This is a genomic window from Novosphingobium sp. KA1, from assembly GCF_017309955.1.
Taxonomy (GTDB): Bacteria; Pseudomonadota; Alphaproteobacteria; order Sphingomonadales; family Sphingomonadaceae; genus Novosphingobium.
In genome coordinates, this window is the sequence record NZ_CP021247.1 from 3,524,871 (window position 1) to 3,544,364 (window position 19,494).

The following is a 19,494-nucleotide window of genomic DNA, read 5'->3' on the forward strand; positions in this document are numbered from 1 at the left end:
CCATGTCGCGCATCTTCATCGACAGGCCGATCTTCGCATGGGTCCTTGCCATCATCGTGATGATGGCGGGGCTCGGCGCCCTCGCCTTCCTGCCCAACGAGCAGTACCCCGACATCGCCCCGGCCCAGGTCAACATCCGCGCGACCTACAACGGCGCCTCGGCGGAAACGATCGAGAACAGCGTCACCCAGGTGATCGAGCAGCAGCTGACCGGCATCGACGGCCTGCTCTACTTCTCGTCGCAGTCCTCGAACCGCGGACAGGCCACGATCAGCGCGGTCTTCGCCAAGGGCACCGATCCCGACATCGCCCAGGTCCAGGTCCAGAACAAGGTCCAGTCCGCGCTCTCGCGCCTGCCGCAGGCAGTGCAAAGCCAGGGCGTGACGGTCACCAAGTCGAACCCCGACCAGCTGTTGATGGTCGGCGTCTACGACAAGAGCAACGGCCGTTCCAACCAGGACGTTTCCGACTACCTGACCTCGAACATCCAGGATCCGCTCTCGCGTATCGAGGGTGTCGGCGACGTCAATGTGTTCGGCGCCCCGCACGCGATGCGCATCTGGCTCGACCCCAACAAGCTGGCGGCGGTTTCGCTGATGCCCAGCGACGTGACCTCGGCCATCACCGCGCAGAACACCGAAGTTGCCGCGGGCGAGATCGGCGGCCTTCCCGCGCCGCAGGACCAGTCGATCGACGCCATCGTCACCGCCGGCTCGCGCCTGCAGACGGCCGACCAGTTCCGCGCCATCGTGCTCAAGACCAACACCGACGGCTCCAGCGTGACCATCGGCGATGTCGCCCGTGTCGAGATCGGCGCGGAGAACTACAGCACGATCATGCGCATCAACGGCCATCCCGGCGCCGGCATCTCGATCTCGCTCTCGCCCGGCGCCGACGCGCTGGCGACGGCGGAGCGGGTCAAGTCGGCCATGGTCGATCTCGCCAAGGGCATGCCGGACGGCCTCGACTACACTTACGGCAGCGATTCCACCGCGTTCATCAAGCTCTCGGTGGCCGAAGTCGAGAAGTCGCTGTTCGAGGCGATCGTGCTGGTCGTGATCGTGATGTTCGTGTTCCTGCAAAGCTGGCGCGCCACGCTGATCCCCGCGATCGCGGTTCCGGTCGTGCTGCTGGGCACCTTTGCGGTGTTCTACGTCGCCGGATTCTCGATCAACACGCTCACGCTGTTCGGCCTGGTGCTGGCGATCGGCCTCCTGGTCGACGATGCCATCGTCGTGGTCGAGAACGTCGAGCGACTGCTTGAGGAAAACCCGGGCATGACGCCCCGGCAGGCGACGATCCTGTCGATGCAGGAAATCCAGGTCGCGCTGGTCGCCATCGCGCTGGTGCTGTCGGCGGTGTTCCTGCCGATGGCCTTCTTCGGCGGATCGACCGGCGTGATCTATCGCCAGTTCTCGCTGACGATCGTCGTTGCCATGGTGCTCTCGGTGCTGGTGGCCCTGATCCTGAGCCCGGCGCTGACCGCCACCCTGCTCAAGCCCAAGACCCAGGGCGAGGAGGAACCCACCTGGGTGGACCGCCACCTGCCCTGGCTGGGCCGCCTCTGGCACCGCTTCCACACCGGGTTCAATACCGGCTTCGAGCGCATGACCGATGCCTATGCCCGCCGCGTCGAGCGTGTGGTGCAGCACAAGTGGCGCTGGCTTGCCCTCTTCGCGATCGCCTGCGTTGCCACCTTCATGCTGTTCCAGCGCCTGCCGACCGGCTTCCTGCCGAACGAGGACCAGGGCACGATCATGGTGCAGTGGCGCCTGCCGGCAGGCTCGCCGCGCACCCGCACGGAAGAAGTGCAGAAGCAGATCGAGACCTATTTCCAGACTTACGAGAAGCACAATATCGCGACGATGCTGTCGCTCTCGGGCGGCGGCATGGGCGCATCGGGCCAGAACACCGGCTCCGCCTTCATCACCCTGGTCGACTGGGAAGAGCGCCCCGGCGCGAAGAACACCGCGGCCGCCATCGTCCAGCGCGCCAACGGCGCGTTCCGCGGGCTGCGCGACGCCCAGGTCTTCACGCTCGTACCCGGCGCCATCCGCGGCCTCGGCTCGTCCGCGGGCTTCACCATGGAACTGCAGAACCGCTCCGGCATGACCCGCGCGCAGTTCCAGCAGGCCCGTGACGAACTGCTGGCCAAGGCGGGCGAGGACAGCCGCCTCACCAACGTGCGCCTCAGCGACCTTCCGGACGTATCCACGCTCAAGGTGGCGATGAACACGCGCGCCTTGACCACTTACGGACTGACCGCCGCGAACGCCAACTCCACGCTGCAGACGGCCTGGGGCGGCACTTACGTGAACGACTTCCTCGACAAGGGCCGCGTCAAGCGTGTCTACGTCCAGGGCGATGCGCAGTTCCGCTCGCGCCCCGAAGACCTTTCGCGCTGGTTCGTGCGCGGCACCGACGGGCAGATGGCGCCGTTCTCGGCCTTCTCCTCGATCAGCTGGTCGACCGCGCCCAGTACCTCGTCGCGCTTCAACGGCCTGCAGGCTTACGAGTTCTCGGGCACTCCGGCCTCGGGCGTCAGTTCGGGCACGGCGATGCAGATCATGGAAGACCTCGCCAGCCAGATCCCGGGCACCGCCGTGGCCTGGTCCGGCTCGTCCTATCAGGAGCGCCTCTCCTCGGGCCAGGGACCGATCCTTTACGCGCTGTCGCTGCTGGTGGTGTTCCTCTGCCTTGCCGCGCTCTACGAGAGCTGGTCGATCCCGATCGCGGTGATCCTGATCATCCCGCTCGGCCTGCTGGGCGCGATCCTCGCGGTGACGCTGCGCGGACTGGAGAACGACGTCTACCTGCAGATCGGCCTGCTGACGACGATGGGCCTTGCCGCCAAGAACGCGATCCTGATGATCGAGTTTGCCGAACAGGCCGAAAAGCAGGGCAAGCGCGTGATCGAGGCGGCGCTCGAAGCCGCGCGCATCCGCCTGCGTCCGATCCTGATGACCAGCTTCGCCTTCATCTTCGGCGTGCTTCCGCTTGCCGTCGCCAGCGGAGCCGGCGCCAACAGCCGCATCGCCATCGGCACCGCCGTCGTCGGCGGCATGCTGACGGCAACGCTGCTGGCGATCTTCTTTATCCCGCTGTTCTTCGTCATCGTTCGTCGCAGTGTCCGCGAAGGCCTGGCCGTTGCCCACCGCTATCTTCGCAATCGCCGCGCCGCCAAGGGAGACGCCGCATGATCCGCGCCCGCATGCTGAAGCGCATGGCGCTCACCCTGCCCGCGCTGGCGCTTGCCGCCTGTTCGATGGCCCCCAAATACGTGCAGCCGCCGCTTCCCGCCCCGGCCTCCTGGCCGGTGGGTGACGCCTATCTCGCGCAGAGCGAGGCAAACCTGCCGCTGGTGTCCTATTCGGAAATCTTCCGCGACCCGCGCCTGCAGAAGCTGGTCGAGCAGGCCCTCCTCAACAACCGCGACTTGCGCGTCGCGGCGGCCAATGTGGCAGCGGCACGGGCGCAAGTGCGCGTCACCCGCGCCGACCAGATCCCCGCGCTCGGCGTGACCGGATCGGGCACCCGCACGCAAGTGAACGGTTCGGGCGACAGCACCGCGCTGTCGCTGAAGGGCGGCATTTCCAGCTTCGAACTGGATTTCTTCGGCAAGTACGCGAGCGCCACGCAGGCCCAGCGCGATACCGCCGTCTCGACCGAAGCCGATGCCCGCACCGTGCGCCTCGGCCTTGTCGCCGATCTCGCGCAGGCCTGGGCCAACTACGGTGCCGATAACGATCTCCTGAAGATCGCCGAGGCAACGGCGGCCAATGCCGAACGCTCGGTCACGCTGACCGGTGCCCGCCTCAAGGGCGGCATCGCCCCGCGCACGGACCTTCGGCAAGCGGAACAGGTCCTCGAAACCGCCAGAGGCGACCTCGCCGCACAGAAGACCGCGCTGGCGCAGGACATCAACGCGATCCGCCTGCTGGTGGGCGCCGATTTCGACCAGAGCCTGCTGCCGGGCGGCATCGACGAGGTCAACGCCTCGCTCGCCGTCCTGCCCGCCGGCACCAGTTCGCAAGTCCTGCTCCGCCGTCCGGACGTGGTGGAAGCCGAATATGCCCTGCGCGCCGCCAATGCCGACATCGGCGCGGCGCGGGCGCAGCTGTTCCCGTCGATCTCGATCACCGGCCTGCTCGGCTTTGCCAGCGGCGCGCTGTCCTCGCTGTTCGACAAGGGCGCGTTCTCGGCAACGGCAGGCGCGGATGCCAGCTGGACGATCTTCAACGCCGGCGGCAAGGCGGCCAATGTCGACGTCTCGAAAGCCAGGCGCGATGCGGCGCTGGCGACTTACGAGAAGTCGATCCAGACCGCGTTCAGCGAAGTGGCCGATGCCCTTGCCGATCAGGGCACGCTGGACGAGCGCCTGCGCGCCGCCAGCGCCTATTCGAACGCCGCCAGCGACACTGCGAAGCTGACCGAGGCCAGCTACAAGCAGGGCATCTCCAGCTCGCTCGACAACCTCGACGCGCAGCGCAGCCTCTACACCGCGCGCAAGCAGGAAATCGCGGTGCGCCTCGCCGTCGCCAGCAACCGCGTGACGCTCTACCGCGTGCTCGGCGGCGATCAGGCGACCGCACCCGCCCAGCCGTAAGTCAGGCGAAGATCGGGACGATCTGTGGCAGGTCCACGGTCGTCCTGATCCCCGGCGGCGCGGCACAGACGGCCGGGATCGCATTGACCGGGCGGTGCGCGGTGAGCCCCGGCGTGAAGGCCGCATAGTCCTCGGGCGCAACCGGGAAGGTGATCTCCATGCGCACCGGCGCATCGCCGCCGGTCGTGACCCGCCAGCCCGATTCCCGCAGATCCCAGTCCTGCTCGATATCGGTGGTGACGTACCAGTTGGCGCGGAACCGCATGACCGGCTCGCCCTTGTGCAGACAGGTGATCGTCGTGCGCATCGCCCCGACCGTCCCCGCCGGCACGGTCCCTGCCGCGATGGTCAGGTCCTTGCGCGTGGCCGAGAGTTCGCCGAACGCCTCGATCGCATCGATCTCCAGCCCCATGGCATCGGCGACCTGCGAGAGCGAGCTGCCGAAATCGCCTTTCAGATGCTCGGCCCGGCGCTGGTCGAACGGCGCCATTTCGGCCCCGAAGCCCATGACCTGGAACAGCATCTCGGGCGAATCGCGACTGGAGACGTCGGCATATTCGTCGATGGTCAGCACGCCGTGGCGGCGCTCCAGCGAGAGCAAGGGGATGGCCAGCGCCTCGGTGACGAAGCCCGGGCTCGATCCGGTGGAATAGATCGAGACGCCGCCCCTGGCGCAGGCCGCCTCGATGCGGGCGCGCAGGTCCTTGTCCATCAGCCGCGGATTGTGGAAGTCACCGCGCGTGGTGACAACGTTCTTGCCCGATTCCAGCAGCGCGCAAAGCTCGTCCCAGTCGGTGCCCTGCCGCATGTAGAGCACGCAGTCGGCATCGAGCCTGACGATGTCCTCCAGCGAACCGGTCGCCGTCACCCCGGTTGCCGGCAGCCCGCACAGCGCGCCGGCATCCTTGCCGATCTTGCCGGGCGAGGAGACCCACAGGCCCACCAGCTCCATGCGCGGATGCTCGATCACCGTGCGCAGCGCGCGGCTGCCAATGTTGCCCGTGGCCCATTGCACCACGCGCCAGATCCTGTCCTGCATTCGCTTCTCTCCCGGTCCTTGCGTCATTTCGCCTGCCCCTCACGGCTGCGACAATCCCCGGATGGGAACGCTCAGGGCGCGATCCAGCCCGTCGTTTCCTGCCGGGGATCGTAGGATTCCGCCTTCCAGCGCACCGATCCGAACGGCCGTTCCAGCTGGCGCCGCACCCGGCTTCCCTCCCCCCGCCGGTGGAAGGCATCGGCGGCGGCCTGCACCGCCAGATCGGCCTCGGTGAAGCGATCGCGCAGCCGCAGGTAATCGCCCCAGGTGGGGCAATGATACCGCTCGGTCCAGAGCGCGGGATCGGCGATGTCGCGGGCGATGGACCAGGCGAAACCGCCGTTGCGCTTGCGCATCGACTGCATCTTCATCATCGCCGCATAGAAGTCCCGCGCGTGGGCGGGATCGACGTCGTAGTCGACCTCGATCACCACCGGACCGGACCGCAAGGTCAGCGCCATGCCGACCTCGGGCTCATTGCCCAGCGGCATTTCCGAAGTCCCGCTCGCCCCCTCGCGCGCAATCGGCAGGACAAGACCGAGCAGGGCCGTTGCGCCGACCGCCATGCCGGACACCAGCAAGGCATGGCCCACCCCGGTCTGCTGCGCGACCTGCCCCCAGACCCATGCGCCGATGCCGATCCCGGCCGTGATCGCCGAGGAAAACAGCGACAGCGCCCGCGCCGTCACCCAGCGCGGGGCGGAAAGCTGCACGGTCACGTTGATCATCGCGATGGTCAGGATGTTGCAGGCGCCGACCACCAGAAAAGCCGCGCACGTCAGCATGGCCTCGTGGCTGAAGCCGATGACGGCAAGCGCCGCGCCGGTGCCGATGGCGAACAGGCGCACCGCCCATTCGGTGGAGATCATCTCGCGAATGCGGCTGACGAACAGCGCCCCCGTCACCGCCCCCACCCCCTGCGCGCCAAGCAGCAGGCCATAGGTCGCCGCATCGCCGCGCAGCATGTCGCGCGCGATCAGCGGCGCCAGCGCCGAAGCGGTCGCGGTCGACAGGCCGAACGCGAAGACCCGCAGCAGCGCGGTCCGGATCGCCGGGGCGTGCAGCGCGTAACGCGCCCCGCCCAGCATCGCGCGGTCCATGCGCTCGGGCGGCAGGCGCGATGGCACGTGCCGTCGCTGCCAGAGGAAAAACGCGAAGAACAGCGGCAGATAGAGCAACGCGGTCATCCCGAAAACCGCGCGCGCGCCATAGGCAACCACGATCAATCCGCCCAGCGCCGGGCCGAAACTGCGCGCGACATTGTAGCTGATCGTCCCCAGCGCCACCGCGGCCGGCAAGTGCCCGCGCGAGACCTGCTCCGGGATCGAGGCCTGCCACGACGGCAAATAGAGCGCCACGCCGGCACCGATCAGCGCACAGAACAGCAGCAGCATCGCGCCCGTCACCAGATCGAGGAACGCGATCGCCGCCAGCATCGCGGCGCAGACCGCGCTGAAGGCAAGCCCGCTCATGGCGATGCGGCGGCGGTCGAACATGTCGGCAATGGCGCCTGCCGGGAGCGTGACCACCACCAGCGGCAGCATCATCGCGCTCTGCACCAGCGCCACCATCTCGGCCGAACTGGTGAGCCTGGTCATTTCCCAGGCCGCCCCGACACCCAGGAAAAGCTGGCCGAAATTGGAGAACAGGCTGGCCGTCCAGATCCGGCGGAAGGTTCGCTCGCGCAAGGGGGCGAAGGCACCGCCCGGCGAACCGTTCTCCAGCGATGAAGCGCCCTCTTCCCCGTTCGGCGCGCTGTTGTCCGACACGCTCTTTCCCTTCGTCCTGCCCCTTGGCTCCTGACTGTGTCCGCAGCGCGGTCAGCGTCAAGCACAGCCACTGCGCCCGCGCGATCCATCGCCTGGCCGGAAAGGTTGACGCGGCAGGCACGAAATCCGATATGCTTTCATCTGAAAGCAATCGCCGCTGCGATAGGACACCCCCCTCCAATTGCAATTCCCCGGACCTGCCAGCATGACCTCGGCAAAAGGCGCCTCGACAGATCGCGCGCCTGCCCGGGACATTGAGGAGATCCGACCGTGAGCGAAGCCTGGATCATCGACACCGTGCGCACCCCGCGCAGCATCGGCAAGATGGGCAAGGGAGCCCTTTCGCAGATGCACCCCGAGCATTTGTCGGCCACCGTGCTGGCCGCCCTGAAGGAGCGCAACGGCTTCGACACCGCCGACGTCGACGACGTAATCTGGGGCGTGTCCGCAGCCATCGGCCTGCAAGGCGGCGACATCGGCCGCATGGCCGCGCTCGATGCGGGGTATGACGTCAAGGCAGGCGGCGTCACGCTCAACCGCTTCTGCGGATCGAGCATCACCGCCACCAACCTCGCCGCCGCGATGATCATGTCGGGCATGTCGGACCTGATGGTGGCGGGCGGCATGGACATGCTCTCCTACGCCAATGCCCACGGCATGAAGATGCGCGAGGCCGGGCTCGGCAGCGCCGGCATGGGCGCGGGCAATCCCCGCCTCCAGGCCAAGCACCCGCAGACCAACCAGGGCGTTGCCGCCGATGCGATCGCGGCGATGGAGGGCATCAGCCGCGCGGAACTGGAAGCGCTCGGCGCCGAAAGCCAGCGCCGCGCCGCCCTTGCCATCGCCGAGGGCCGCTTCGCGCGGTCCACCATCGCGGTGAAGGACGATGACGGCAACGTGATCCTCGACCACGAGGAATATCCCCGACCGGACACCACCGCCGAAAGCCTCGCCCAGCTCAAGCCCGCGTTCGAGATGTTCTACGCCATGCCCTCCGCCCCCGGCGGCAAGACCTATCTGGAACTCGTCCACCAGGTCTACCCGGACCTCGACGTCAAGCCGGTCCACCACGTCGGCATTTCCTCGGGCGTGGTCGACGGCGCATCGGCGATCCTGCTCGCCTCGAAGGACTATGCCGAGAAGCATGGCCTCAAGCCGCGCGCGCGCATCGTCGCCATGGCCGAGACCGGCGACTGCCCGACCCTGATGCTCAACGGCCCGGTCCCGGCGGCAAGGAAGGTGCTCGCCAAGGCGGGTCTTACCAAGGACCAGATCGACGTCTGGGAAGTGAACGAGGCGTTTGCCGTCGTGGTCGAGAAGCTCATCCGCGATCTCGATCTCGACCGCGCCAAGGTGAACCCCAATGGCGGCTCGATCGCGCTGGGCCACCCGATCGGCGCGACCGGGGCAATCCTGATCGGCACCGCGCTCGACGAACTGGAACGCAGCGGCGGGCGTTATGGACTGGTGACGATGTGCGCGGCGGGCGGTATGGCCCCTGCCGTGATCATCGAGCGAATTTAAGTCATTACAAGGAGATACATGTGGCAACCGAGGCGGAAGACAAACTGACGGGCAAACTGGGCGATGTCCTCAACGACAAGACCGAGAGCCCGCGCCGCCAGGTGAGCCTGCGCTTGACAGTGATTGCCCGCCTGCAGCGCAACAATTTCGACCGGCTCGTCACCGAACTCAACGTCACCCGCTCGCAATGGGCGATGATCGCGGTGGTTGCGCGCTATCCCGGATCGACCCAGCGCACCGTCGCCGAATATCTGGAGATGTCGGAGGCCTCCGCCGGCCGCCTGATCGACCGCCTCTGCGCCGACGGCCTGCTCGAACGGCGCGACCGCCGGGACGACCGCCGCGCGCGTTCGGTCTACGTCACCGACGCCGCGCATCCGCTGCTCGAAAAGCTCGGGCTGATCGCCGCCGAAGCCGAGGGCCGGATGTTCGCCGGATTTTCGGACGCGGAAGTCGAACAGATGCGGGACTATCTCAACCGCATCTACGACAACGTCAGCCGCGGCTGAGGCCTTTCCTCCTTCCCTCCTTCCCTCTCCTCCTGCTTGGACGCACAGAAAAGGGCGGCACCGCGGTGCCGCCCTTTTCTGTGTCCCGAACGGACCGAAGGCTTGTTCCAGGCTGCGGTGATGCTGACGCATCAGCAGCCTGGAACGCTCGGGCGCCGCGCGGGCTTGACCGACCTGCGATGCGTCAAGGTCAACGCCGGCTGGTATCACTTCGCCGAGGCGAGGTCCTTCTTGGTCAGCGAAGTGGTGATCTTGCCCTGCGCATCGGTCAGGCTGTTGGCCGGAACGGTGATGAGGCGGCCGTTGAGGATCACCTGCGGGTTGCCGTCGGCGGCAACGCGGTAGATCGGGGCGATGCGGGTGCCGTTGGCGGCATAGAGCATCTTGCCGGCGCTCAGGTCGACCGGAGCGGCCGCTTCCTCGGTGACGGCGCGAACCGACTGGGTGGTTTCGGCGAAGGCAGCCGGAACGACAGCGAACGAGGCAAGCGAAGCGACGGCGGCAAGGGCAACGAACTTCTTCATGGGTAACTCTCCGAGTGCTTGGAACGGGTCCATCCCCGCTATTTACTCACCTAGGTTAGTAATTACCTGCCTAGGTGTCAATTGCGATTGCCGCAACCGCTAAAACATTTTTCGCAACCATCGCTCCCGCGCCGTTTCATGGGTTCGCCCATCTGCCGCAGTGCAACACGCAACAGATCGCACCGGCGAATCCGGCCGATGATCGTCGCCGCGATGGCGGTGGTGTTGCTCCCGATGACCTTTGCGCGCACATCGATGGCAAGCGGTGCGAGCGGCTCAAAAGCGCCGGTTCGCGCCGGAACCGAGAAGACAAGAAACAGGGACTGTCTGATGCCGACAAAGGTCATGCAGGGCGTGCGCGTCCTCGAAGTGGCGCAGTTCACGTTCACCCCCGCGGCCGGTGCGATCCTGGCCGACTGGGGCGCGGACGTCATCAAGATCGAACACCCCGTGCGCGGCGACACCCAGCGCGGCTTCCTCAACATGGGCGGGGTCAAGCTCGACCCGCTGCGTCACACCTTGTTCGAACACCCCAACCGCGGCAAGCGCAGCGTCGGCATCGACCTGTCCACCACGGAAGGCCAGGAACTGCTCTACGAACTGGCCCGGCAGTGCGACGTGTTCCTCACCAACTACCTGCCGCAGGTCCGCCAGAAGAACCGCTTCGACGTCGAGCACATCCGCGCCGCCAACCCGCAGATCATCTATGCGCGCGGCAGCGCCTGGGGCGACAAGGGGCCCGAGCGGGAAAAGGGCGGGTTCGACGGCACCGCATTCTGGTCGCGCAGCGGCATTGCCGACTGCATGACCCCGCCGGAACTGCCCGGCCCGCTGTCGCAGGGCATGCCCGCATTCGGCGATTCCATCGGCGGCATGTTCATCGCCGGCGGTATTTCCGCAGCCCTCTTCCACCGCGAGAAGACCGGCGAGGCCACCGAACTCGACGTCTCGCTGATGAGCACGGCCGCCTGGGCCTCGGGCGCGAACATCGCGCAAGTGCTGGAAACCGGCGTTGTCTCGCGCAACGCCATGCCGACCTCGGGCGGCAGCGCCAAGAACCCGTTCATGGGCAACTTCTGGACGGCCGACAAGCGCACCATCAACTTCTGCATGGTAAGCCCGACCGGCCTGATCCGCGACACGTTCGAGCATGTCGGACGCCCCGAGGCCGCCGACGATCCGCGCTTTGCCGACGTCCTCAGCCTGATCGAGAACGCCGAGGCCGCCAGCGCCATCCTGGTCGAGGCCTTTGCCGAAAAGCCCTTCGCCTACTGGCGCGAACACCTCAAGACCATGAAAGGCCAGTGGGCGCCGATCCTCACCCTGCTCGAACTGGCCGAGGACGAGCAGGCCATCGCCAACGACACCGTGGTCGAGGTCGAGGCCGCCGATGGCGGCGCGCCGCTCAAGCTGGTGCGCGGTCCGGTGCAGTTCAACGGCGAGGCCCTGGAAACCACGCGTTCGCCGCAGGCCTCGGAGCACACCGAGATCGTGCTCATGGAAATGGGCGTGGACTGGGACCGCATCGAGGACCTCAAGGCCAAGGGCGCGATCGCCTGATCGCCCGACCGCACGACATACCAAGCAAGGACCGAAGACATGAAGCCTGGAACCCGTCTCAAGAGCGCTGCCTGCGACACCGAAGTCATGGTGATCCGCTGCGCCGACGGCACGATCGAATGCGGCGGCGCGCCGATGGGCGAGGCCAGGCCCGCCGATGCCGCGCCGCTCGCCGCCGATTTCTCGGCCGGCACCCTGATGGGCAAGCGCTACGTCGACAGTGACGGCAAGTACGAACTGCTTTGCGTGAAGCCGGGCAAGGGCTCGCTTGCAGTCGGCGGCGTCGCGCTGGTCGTCAAGGACGCCAAGCCCCTGCCCGCTTCGGACTGACGCCCCATGAACATCGCGCTTCTTCTGGAAATGGCGGCGGAGACCGCGCCGGACCGCGTCGCGCTCGTCTGCGACGGACGGCGCTGGACTTATGGCGACCTGCTCGCTGCCGCGCGCGGCGCGTTCGAACTGATCCGCCAGAGCGAGGCCGACTATGTGGCCCTGCTCGACGAGAGCAGCGAAGCGGCGGTGATCGCGGTGTTCGGGGCCGCGCTGGCCGGCGTGCCCTATTGCCCGCTCAACTACCGCCTGCCCGATGCCGATCTCGCCGCCCTGCTCGGCCGCATCGCCCCGGCGCTGGTGATCGGCGACGAGGAACGCATCCTGCGCGTCGCCGCCGATCAGGGCCACACCGTGTTCTCGCGCGGGGAGTTCGTGCTCAAGGCGCAGGAAACCGTGCCCGCCGACGAAGCGCGTGAATACGATCCGGGGGGCGATGAATCCGGGAGCGGCATCGCGATCCAGCTCTTCACCAGCGGCACCACCGCCGCGCCGAAAGCCGCGATCCTGCGCCATTCCAACCTGCTCGGCTATATCCTGGGCACCGTCGAGTTCGGTTCGGCGGACGAGGCCGACGCCGCGCTCGTGGTGGTGCCGCCCTATCATATCGCAGGGATCTCGGCGCTGCTCTCCTCGATCTATGCGCTGCGCAAGATCGTGATGCTGCCGGCATTCTCGCCCGAGGGCTGGCTATCGCTGGTCGCGGCGGAAACCGTCACCAACGCCTTTGTCGTGCCCACCATGCTCGCACGGATCATCGATGCGATGGAAAAAGGCGCGAGCGGCGACGTTTCCTCACTGCGCGCCGTCGCCTATGGTGGCGGCAAGATGCCGATCGAAGTGATCCAGAAGGCGCTCGAACGTTTCCCCGAGGCGGGCTTTACCAATGCCTATGGCCTCACTGAAACCAGCTCGACCATCGCCCTGCTCGGCCCCGAGGACCACCGCGAGGCGCTGGCCTCGGGCGACCCGCAGGTCCGCGCCCGCCTCACCTCGCTCGGCAAGCCGATCCCGACCGTGGAGATCGAGATCCGCGGCGACAACGGCGAGGTGCTCGGCCCCGGAGAACCCGGCGAAATCTACGTGCGCGGCGAGCAGGTCTCGGGCGAATACAAGGAAAAGAGCGCGCTCGACGCCGAGGGCTGGTTCCCCACCCGCGATGCCGGTTTCATCGACGAGCATGGCTACCTGTTCCTCTCCGGGCGCGCGGACGACGTGATCGTGCGCGGCGGCGAGAACATGTCGCCGGGCGAGATCGAGGACGTCCTGCTGACGCACCCGGCCATCGCCGATGCCTGTGCCTGCGCGATCCCGTCGGTCGAATGGGGCGAGACCGTGGGCGTTGCGATCGTCACCCGCGAAGGCCACGCGTCGCCCTGCGCAACCGAGCTGAAGGACCTTGTCCGCGCCCGCCTGCGATCCTCGCGGGTGCCGGAGAAGGTCGTCTTCGTCGCCGAGCTGCCCTACAACGAAATGGGCAAGTTGCTGCGCCGCAAGGTCAAGGACGTCCTTGCCGACTGAGGGTTCAGCGCGCGGCCCGGCGATCCCGCTGGCTCGCTGGGCCGACCGGCAACTGGATGCGCTCGCCCGCGATTTCGGCCTGCCCCGTCTTTCCGGCTCGACCCTGCTGGGCGAACGCGCCGCCCATGGCCGCTATCGCATCGCCGGAAAGGTCTCCGCAGGGCTTGGCGGCAGCCGCCTGCTACCGACGCGTGACGGCAACTGGTTTGCCCTCACGCTGATCCGCGAGATCGACCGCGACCTCCTGCCCGCACTGTTCGGCGATGCCGACCTCGACGCGGGCGACCCTGCCGCGATTGCTGCGGCCGTGCGGCGCAGCGACGGCGCTGCGCTGCTCGAAACCGGACGGCTGCTGGGGCTGCCGGTAGCCCTGCTCGACGAACAGCCGGTCTCGCCTGCCATCGAGGTGATCGCGCGCGGCCCGCACCGCGACAGGGCCCCCGGCCATCGCCCCCTGGTGATCGACATGTCCGCCATCTGGGCCGGGCCGCTCGCCGGGCACCTGCTCTGGCAGGCGGGAATGGAGGTGGTGAAAGTCGAAAGCCGCTCCCGCCCCGACCTCATCCGCCGCGACGATCCGGCAACTTTCGATCTCATCAACCAGGGCAAGGCCAGCGTGCTGGTCGACTTTGCCAGCGACGCCGAAAAGGCCCGGCTGGTCGCCCTCATCCGCCGCGCCGACGTCGTCATCGAGAGTGCGCGCCCGCGCGCCCTGCGGCATCTCGGGATCGACGCGCAGGCGCTGGTGGGCGAAGTGCCGGGGCTGGTGTGGCTGTCCGTCACCGGCCATGGCGCCAGCGGGGAAGCGGCCAACTGGGTGGGCATCGGCAATGACTGCGGCGTTGCCGGGGGCCTCTCCCGCGCGCTGGCGCAAGCCTGCGGGACGCCCGGCTACGTCGGCGACGCCATCGCCGACCCGCTCACCGGGATCATCGGCGCGGGCGCGGTGCTGCACGCCTTGCGCCGCGGGGAGGCGCAGCGCATCGGCCTGTCGATGAGCGCGATAACCGCCATGGCACTGGCCGAGGAACGCGCCTTCGACGCGCCGCGGCTCGAAGCGGAACTGCGCGCCTGGGGCACTGCGCCCGGACGCCCCTTCCCGGCGCTGCAGCGCCGCGCCCTGCGCGCCCCCGTACGCCCGCTCGGCGCCGACACCGCAGGCTATCTGCCCGCGCTTGCGCCATGCTGATCCGCGGCGCCGCCATCCACCGGCACGGCACCGGCGACCTGCGCATCGACGGCGGTATCATCGCCGCCATCGGCGATCTCGCCCCGCGCCCGGGCGAAGCGGTTGTCGAGGCGCGCGGCGGTGCCTTGCTGCCCGGCCTGCACGATCATCACATCCACCTGGCGGCGCTCGCGGTGCGTGCGGCCTCGGTCGAATGCGGCCCGCCCGCGATTCGGGACCGCGATGACCTCGCCCGCGCCCTCTCGCGTCCCGGCACCGGCTGGCTTCGCGGTTTCGGGCTCTGCGAAAGCGTGCTGGACGGCGAATTGCCCGATGCGGCGGCGCTCGATCGCATGGTGCCGGATCGCCCTGTCCGCCTGCAACATCGCACCGGCCGCATGTGGCTGCTGAACAGCGCCGCGCTGGACGCCTTGCTGGCGTCGAACACCCCGCCGCCCGGGCTTGAGCGGATCGGCGGCCGTTTCACCGGCCGCCTGTTCGACGAGGATGCCTGGCTGCAAGGCGCGCTGGCCGCCGCGCCGCCGGGCTTTGCGGCAATCAGCCACGATCTCGCGCGTTTCGGGCTCACCGGCGTGACCGATATGTCCCCCCGCAACGACCCGCTGATCGCGCACCATTTTGCCTGCGAAATCAGCGCCGGACAGCTTTCGCAGAGGCTCGTAGTGGCGGGCGGGCTGTCGCTGGCGGATGCGCCCTGCAGCGGCTGGCGGCTGGGGCCTGCAAAGCTCCACCTGCACGAAGCCGCATTGCCCGACTTCGACGCGGCATGCGCCTGGATCGCCCAGGCCCACGCCCAGGGACGCGGCGTTGCCGTGCACTGCGTGACCGAAGTGGAACTGGTCTTCACGCTGGCCCTGTTCGAAACCGCGGGTGCCCGGCGAGGCGACCGGATCGAACATGCCTCGATCGTTCCCGCCGATCTCGCGGCGCGCATGGCCGCGCTGGACCTGCAGGCCTGCGTGCAGCCGCACTTCGTTCACCGGAACGGCGATCGCTACTTGCGCGACGTCGAGCCGCATCACCACAAGAACCTCTACCGGCTGGCCTCGCTGCGGCGGGCGGGCATCACGCTGGCGGGGGGAAGCGACGCGCCTTACGGCAGCGGCGATCCCTGGCAGGCGATCCGCGCCGCCGTGCTGCGCAGCACGCTTGCAGGCACCCCCTTCACGCCGGACGAGGCGCTCTCTCCCGAGGACGCGCTGGCACTCTACCTCGCCGATCCGATGGACCTTTCCCGCCAGCGACAGGTGACCGTGGGCGAAGCCGCCGACCTGTGCCTGCTCGGCCGCCCCTGGCACGAGGCCCGCACGCGGCTGAGCAGCGCGGACGTCCGCCTCACGGTCGTGTCAGGCCGGATCGTCCACCAGAGCGTCGACGAGCCCCCATTCGAGCGCCTCGCGCGCTGCGAAACGCCGGCCTGACAGGATCATCAGCAAGGCGCGCTGCCGCCCGATCCGGCGGCTGAGCGAGACGCAGCCGCCCGCCCCCGGAAGAATGCCCATCGCCAGTTCGGGAAGCTGGAACCACGAACGCCGCGTCGCCGCGACATGGGCGGCAAACGCCGCGATCTCCAGCCCCGCGCCGATGCAGGCCCCGTCGATCCGGACTTCGAAACGGTCGCGGCAGCGGGCCGCCTCCCTGGCCGGAAGGGTCAGCCCGCGAAGGCGATGGGCCTCGGCAGGATCGCGGGTCGTGCCGAACTCGCCAAGATCCGCGCCAAGGCAGAAGGCCTTGCCATTGCCCCGCAGCACGATGCGGGAAATGCTCCTGTCGATGCCCGCGAGCACGAAAGCCTCGCGCAGTTCGTCGCGCATGGTGCGGTCGATGGCGTTGCCCGCGGCGGGACGATCGAGCGTCACCGTCAGCACGTCGCCGCCGCGCGCCAGCACGACCCGCCCCGCCGCGGCCGGACTGTCCGGGGTGACCCGCGCGCCGATCCAGCGGCGATGCGCCTCGCTGCCCTGCAAGGTTGCATAGGCAAGCGATTCCGCCGTCAGCCCGTCATCGATCGAAAGCGACGGGAGAAGCCGCAGCAACTGGGCGACGACGGCCGCGGCGAGCGGCTGGGCCGAGGCGGCATCCACCAGCTGCGCCGCATCGAAGCGCGGTTCGAGACAGGCATCGAGCCGCGATGCCAGCGGATGCTCGCGTGCGCCGATCCCGATCACCGGACATGGCGGCAGGAGCATGTCCGGCAGGTCCCCGGCTTCGCGCGTCAGATCTACAAAAGCGATCGGCGCGCCGGACTGCACCGCCGAATCGTACAGCCCGGCTCCGGCGAATGTCAGTCCCTCCACCTGCATCCTCGAACTTTTCCCTCCCGCACAAATACCTGGTCGCACCGGAGCATGACGAGCATTGCGCGTCATGACCAGCCTGCCCCGCCGCAAACACGGCTCGGCGATGCGCCGATCGCCGGAAACCGCCGGAAGCTGCGGGATTTCGCGATATTTCGAGAGAGCGCCCCTGCGCGCAACTTATCGTCTGCGCGAAGCCCCTTGCGGCTTTCCAAAAGCAATGATAACCAAGCTTAGCAAAAAACGAGTCAGACTCAGTTTTCAGGGATCCGACTCGGGAGAGAAGTGAGTTCATCACACCACACTTGAGGGAGGAGAGACCTCATGCCTGGAAAGACCACGTCATCGAACAAGGCCAAGATCGCACGCCGCGTGATCGAAGTGCTCGAATATTTCGACGATGCGCACCGTGAAGCCACCGTCATGGACATCGTGCGCCGCTACAACCGCCCGCAGTCGAGCACGTCGGAACTGCTCTCCAGCCTGGTCGAGCTCGGCCTGCTTCACAAGGACCCTTACTCGCGCGCCTACAGCCTGACGCCGCGCGCCGCGCTGATCGGCACCTCGGGCCAGCCCGAGCTGGTGCGCGACGGCCGCATCGTGCGCCTGATGGACCGCCTGGTCGCCCAGACCGGCCTTTCGGTCGCGCTCCATGCCATGGTCGGGCTCGACGTCCAGATCGTCAACTGGCGCCACGGCCCGCGCGCCCTTGCCGCCACGCGGGAGCTTTCGGGCGGCATCAAGGAACCGCTGGCCCAGAACGCCGCTGGCCTGCTGATGCTCTCGACCGTGGCCCGCCAGCGCTGCGAAGGCATGGTGCGCCGCCTCAATGCCGAAGCCAGCGAACTCAACAAGTTCGCCTTTGCCGACATGATGGCCCGCATCGATAGCTGCCGCGATCCGCGTTACGTGTTCGGCCCGGCGGGCTTCGGCAGCGGCGCGGAATCGCTCTGCGGCCTTGTCCCGCGCCAGCCCGACGGCCACCCGCTCGTCATCAGCCTGATCTACGGCAAGGACGACAAGGTGAACCCGGAAGCCCTGCTCCAGTCGCTCAGCGACGCGATGCGCAAGTGCCTGCCGGATCCCGTCGTGATCGCCGAACCGGAACAACTGCCCCACGCAGCCTGACCGGGCACAGCCACCCGAAAAGGCCCCGCGAGTACGCTCGCGGGGCCTTTCTGCTTTTACCGGCGGCGATCAGGCCTCCTGCCGGTGCATGCGCGCGGTGCGGTCGGTATCTTCGTGGCGCATGAACATCTTCATGATGTCGCCCGAAGTGACCGGCCGGGTATCCCCCTCCTCCACCGGACGTTCACCGGCGGAAGACTTGGCGCTGGTATCGACGCCTTCCGCCTTCGCCCGCTGCCGCAGCGCGCCGACGGTCAGCTCGGCGCGGGCATGGTGCCGGAAGGGATCGAACCGGAACCAGCGCATCGCATTCCCGTGCGTGATCTTGTCGATCTGCGTTTCGGTCAGGTGCTTGATCGAAGGCCAGAGATGCTCGGGCACTTCCGGCCAGAGCGTGTCGGAATGCGGATAGTCGCACTCGTAGGCGATGTTGTCCTCGCCGATGAACTGGATGTTCTGGAGGCCGAAGGCATCGTCGATGAAGCAGTTGAGGAAATGCCGCCTGAACATCTCGCTGGGCTTCATTTTCTGGAAGCGCGAGTTGGTCCAGGCCTTGTGCCGCCAGTTCGAGAAGTCCGCCCGCTCCGTGAAGTAGGGCACCCAGCCGATCGAACCTTCCGACAGCGCGATGCGCATGTCCGGATACCGGTGCAGCGCCTCCAGCTGGAGCCAGTCCGAGGCGGCATAGGCGATCGACATCGGCATCGTCGAGATCCACGCCTCGATCGGCGTTTCCATCGAGGCATGGGGCGCCGGATTGCCGCCGCCGATGTGCAGGCAGATCGTCATGTCGAGATCGTTGATCGCCTTGTAGAACGGGTCCCAATAGGCGTTGTGGATGCTCGGCAGGCCCTGGCAGGTGGGGTTCTCGCTGATCGAGACGGTGTGGCAGCCCTTGGCGGAGACGCGCTTCAGCTCGGCGATGGTCGCGTCCATGTCCCAGGTCGGCAGGATCGCGCAGGGAATGAAGCGCCCCGGATAGGCGCCGCACCATTCGTCGATATGCCAGTCGTTGTAGGCGCTGACGTGGACTTTCGCGAGATCGCGGTCGGGCACGCGGTGAAGGCGGCCACCGGCGAAGTCGAACACCGAGCCGAAGTTGAGCGAGGCGGCGATGCCGTTGACGTCCATGTCCTTGATACGCTCGTGCACGTCATAACAACCGGCGCGCAGCTGATCGAGCGAGGTCGGCTCCATGCCGTATTCCTCGAAAGGACGGCCGACCACGGCGTTGAGGCCCACCGAAGGGAACTTCTGGCCCTGGTAGACCCACAAGTCCTTGCCGTTCTCGTCCTGGATCAGCCTGGGCGCGGATTCCAGCGCAGCGCCGGAAAGATGGTTCCGGAACAGGTCGGGCGGCTCGCTGATGTGATCGTCGACGCTGATCAGCACCATGTCGTTCATTTCCATGTCGGCACTCCCATCCGTTGCCGGGCCGGACGGTCCCCGGCGGGCGCATCGTTCGTGGCGCCTTGGACCGGGACGCTACGCCTCCCCT

The 19,494-nt window shown here is 67.7% G+C and carries 16 protein-coding genes; 10 read left to right on the forward strand and 6 right to left on the reverse strand.

Annotated features, from left to right (window positions below; all coding sequences use genetic code 11):
- The first annotated feature begins 2 nt into the window (after positions 1-2).
- Both CA833_RS16975 and CA833_RS16980 read left to right on the forward strand, forming a co-directional pair.
- The gene (locus CA833_RS16975; protein ID WP_207078713.1) at positions 3-3,200 is read left to right on the forward strand and encodes a multidrug efflux RND transporter permease subunit; all 3,198 of its coding nucleotides are present in this window, start codon (positions 3-5) and stop codon (positions 3,198-3,200) included.
- On the forward strand, positions 3,197-4,606 hold the full coding sequence (locus CA833_RS16980; RefSeq protein WP_242526166.1) for an efflux transporter outer membrane subunit: 1,410 nt from the start codon (positions 3,197-3,199) through the stop codon (positions 4,604-4,606). Before CA833_RS16975 ends, CA833_RS16980 begins: the two co-directional genes overlap by 4 nt.
- A 1-nt stretch (position 4,607) precedes the next feature.
- Here CA833_RS16980 and CA833_RS16985 read toward each other — a convergent pair whose 3' ends face one another.
- The gene (locus CA833_RS16985) at positions 4,608-5,645 is read right to left on the reverse strand and encodes a dihydrodipicolinate reductase (RefSeq protein ID WP_207078714.1); all 1,038 of its coding nucleotides are present in this window, start codon (positions 5,643-5,645) and stop codon (positions 4,608-4,610) included.
- A 71-nt stretch (positions 5,646-5,716) separates the two neighbouring features.
- Positions 5,717-7,369, reverse strand: coding sequence for an MFS transporter (locus CA833_RS16990; RefSeq protein ID WP_207080154.1), 1,653 nt, complete (start codon positions 7,367-7,369; stop codon positions 5,717-5,719).
- Between the two features lie 315 nt (positions 7,370-7,684).
- On the opposite strand from CA833_RS16990, the gene CA833_RS16995 reads away from it, so the two are divergent.
- Both CA833_RS16995 and CA833_RS17000 read left to right on the forward strand, forming a co-directional pair.
- Entirely contained in the window at positions 7,685-8,938 is a 1,254-nt protein-coding gene (locus tag CA833_RS16995; protein ID WP_142633157.1) for an acetyl-CoA C-acetyltransferase, read from the forward strand.
- 20 nt (positions 8,939-8,958) lie between these two features.
- Complete coding sequence (locus CA833_RS17000; protein WP_207078715.1) at positions 8,959-9,447, forward strand: MarR family winged helix-turn-helix transcriptional regulator; 489 nt, start codon at positions 8,959-8,961, stop codon at positions 9,445-9,447.
- Positions 9,448-9,653: 206 nt separating this feature from the next.
- Here CA833_RS17000 and CA833_RS17005 read toward each other — a convergent pair whose 3' ends face one another.
- Complete coding sequence (locus CA833_RS17005; RefSeq protein ID WP_142633153.1) at positions 9,654-9,971, reverse strand: hypothetical protein; 318 nt, start codon at positions 9,969-9,971, stop codon at positions 9,654-9,656.
- Between the two features lie 77 nt (positions 9,972-10,048).
- Positions 10,049-10,318, reverse strand: coding sequence for a hypothetical protein (locus tag CA833_RS17010; protein WP_207078716.1), 270 nt, complete (start codon positions 10,316-10,318; stop codon positions 10,049-10,051).
- On the opposite strand from CA833_RS17010, the gene CA833_RS17015 reads away from it, so the two are divergent.
- The 5 genes from CA833_RS17015 to CA833_RS17035 are packed head-to-tail and all read left to right on the forward strand — an operon-like array spanning position 10,302 to position 15,992.
- On the forward strand, positions 10,302-11,531 hold the full coding sequence (locus CA833_RS17015; protein WP_242526168.1) for a CaiB/BaiF CoA-transferase family protein: 1,230 nt from the start codon (positions 10,302-10,304) through the stop codon (positions 11,529-11,531). The two genes, CA833_RS17010 and CA833_RS17015, sit on opposite strands and share 17 nt — an antisense overlap.
- A gap of 39 nt (positions 11,532-11,570) precedes the next feature.
- A complete protein-coding gene (locus CA833_RS17020) occupies positions 11,571-11,861 on the forward strand; it encodes a hypothetical protein (RefSeq protein ID WP_142633149.1) in 291 nt (96 codons plus the stop codon).
- Between the two features lie 6 nt (positions 11,862-11,867).
- A complete protein-coding gene (locus CA833_RS17025; protein WP_142633147.1) occupies positions 11,868-13,382 on the forward strand; it encodes a class I adenylate-forming enzyme family protein in 1,515 nt (504 codons plus the stop codon).
- Positions 13,372-14,571, forward strand: coding sequence for a CoA transferase (locus CA833_RS17030; protein ID WP_142633145.1), 1,200 nt, complete (start codon positions 13,372-13,374; stop codon positions 14,569-14,571). Before CA833_RS17025 ends, CA833_RS17030 begins: the two co-directional genes overlap by 11 nt.
- Complete coding sequence (locus tag CA833_RS17035; RefSeq protein ID WP_207078717.1) at positions 14,565-15,992, forward strand: amidohydrolase; 1,428 nt, start codon at positions 14,565-14,567, stop codon at positions 15,990-15,992. The genes CA833_RS17030 and CA833_RS17035 overlap by 7 nt, the downstream gene beginning before the upstream one ends.
- Here CA833_RS17035 and CA833_RS17040 read toward each other — a convergent pair.
- Positions 15,918-16,874: an enoyl-CoA hydratase/isomerase family protein gene (locus CA833_RS17040; RefSeq protein ID WP_207078718.1), complete on the reverse strand. Its 957-nt coding sequence runs from the start codon at positions 16,872-16,874 to the stop codon at positions 15,918-15,920. The two genes, CA833_RS17035 and CA833_RS17040, sit on opposite strands and share 75 nt — an antisense overlap.
- Positions 16,875-17,192: 318 nt before the next feature.
- Here CA833_RS17040 and CA833_RS17045 point away from each other — a divergent pair, with 318 nt between their 5' ends.
- Complete coding sequence (locus CA833_RS17045; RefSeq protein ID WP_207078719.1) at positions 17,193-17,996, forward strand: helix-turn-helix domain-containing protein; 804 nt, start codon at positions 17,193-17,195, stop codon at positions 17,994-17,996.
- A gap of 69 nt (positions 17,997-18,065) precedes the next feature.
- On the opposite strand, the gene CA833_RS17050 is transcribed toward CA833_RS17045, so the two are convergent.
- Positions 18,066-19,406, reverse strand: coding sequence for an amidohydrolase family protein (locus CA833_RS17050; RefSeq protein WP_207078720.1), 1,341 nt, complete (start codon positions 19,404-19,406; stop codon positions 18,066-18,068).
- Positions 19,407-19,494 lie beyond the last annotated feature (88 nt).

What these genes read in the sequence shown, in the direction of transcription:
- CA833_RS16975 (WP_207078713.1), top strand. Translation starts at nt 3, where the DNA reads ATGTCGCGCATCTTCATCGACAGGCCGATCTTCGCATGGGTCCTTGCC.
- CA833_RS16980 (WP_242526166.1), top strand. Translation starts at nt 3,197, where the DNA reads ATGATCCGCGCCCGCATGCTGAAGCGCATGGCGCTCACCCTGCCCGCG.
- CA833_RS16985 (WP_207078714.1), bottom strand. Translation starts at nt 5,645, where the DNA reads ATGCAGGACAGGATCTGGCGCGTGGTGCAATGGGCCACGGGCAACATT.
- CA833_RS17005 (WP_142633153.1), bottom strand. Translation starts at nt 9,971, where the DNA reads ATGAAGAAGTTCGTTGCCCTTGCCGCCGTCGCTTCGCTTGCCTCGTTC.
- CA833_RS17015 (WP_242526168.1), top strand. Translation starts at nt 10,302, where the DNA reads ATGCCGACAAAGGTCATGCAGGGCGTGCGCGTCCTCGAAGTGGCGCAG.
- CA833_RS17010 (WP_207078716.1), bottom strand. Translation starts at nt 10,318, where the DNA reads ATGACCTTTGTCGGCATCAGACAGTCCCTGTTTCTTGTCTTCTCGGTT.
- CA833_RS17020 (WP_142633149.1), top strand. Translation starts at nt 11,571, where the DNA reads ATGAAGCCTGGAACCCGTCTCAAGAGCGCTGCCTGCGACACCGAAGTC.
- CA833_RS17025 (WP_142633147.1), top strand. Translation starts at nt 11,868, where the DNA reads ATGAACATCGCGCTTCTTCTGGAAATGGCGGCGGAGACCGCGCCGGAC.
- CA833_RS17035 (WP_207078717.1), top strand. Translation starts at nt 14,565, where the DNA reads ATGCTGATCCGCGGCGCCGCCATCCACCGGCACGGCACCGGCGACCTG.
- CA833_RS17040 (WP_207078718.1), bottom strand. Translation starts at nt 16,874, where the DNA reads ATGCAGGTGGAGGGACTGACATTCGCCGGAGCCGGGCTGTACGATTCG.
- CA833_RS17045 (WP_207078719.1), top strand. Translation starts at nt 17,193, where the DNA reads ATGCCTGGAAAGACCACGTCATCGAACAAGGCCAAGATCGCACGCCGC.
- CA833_RS17050 (WP_207078720.1), bottom strand. Translation starts at nt 19,406, where the DNA reads ATGGAAATGAACGACATGGTGCTGATCAGCGTCGACGATCACATCAGC.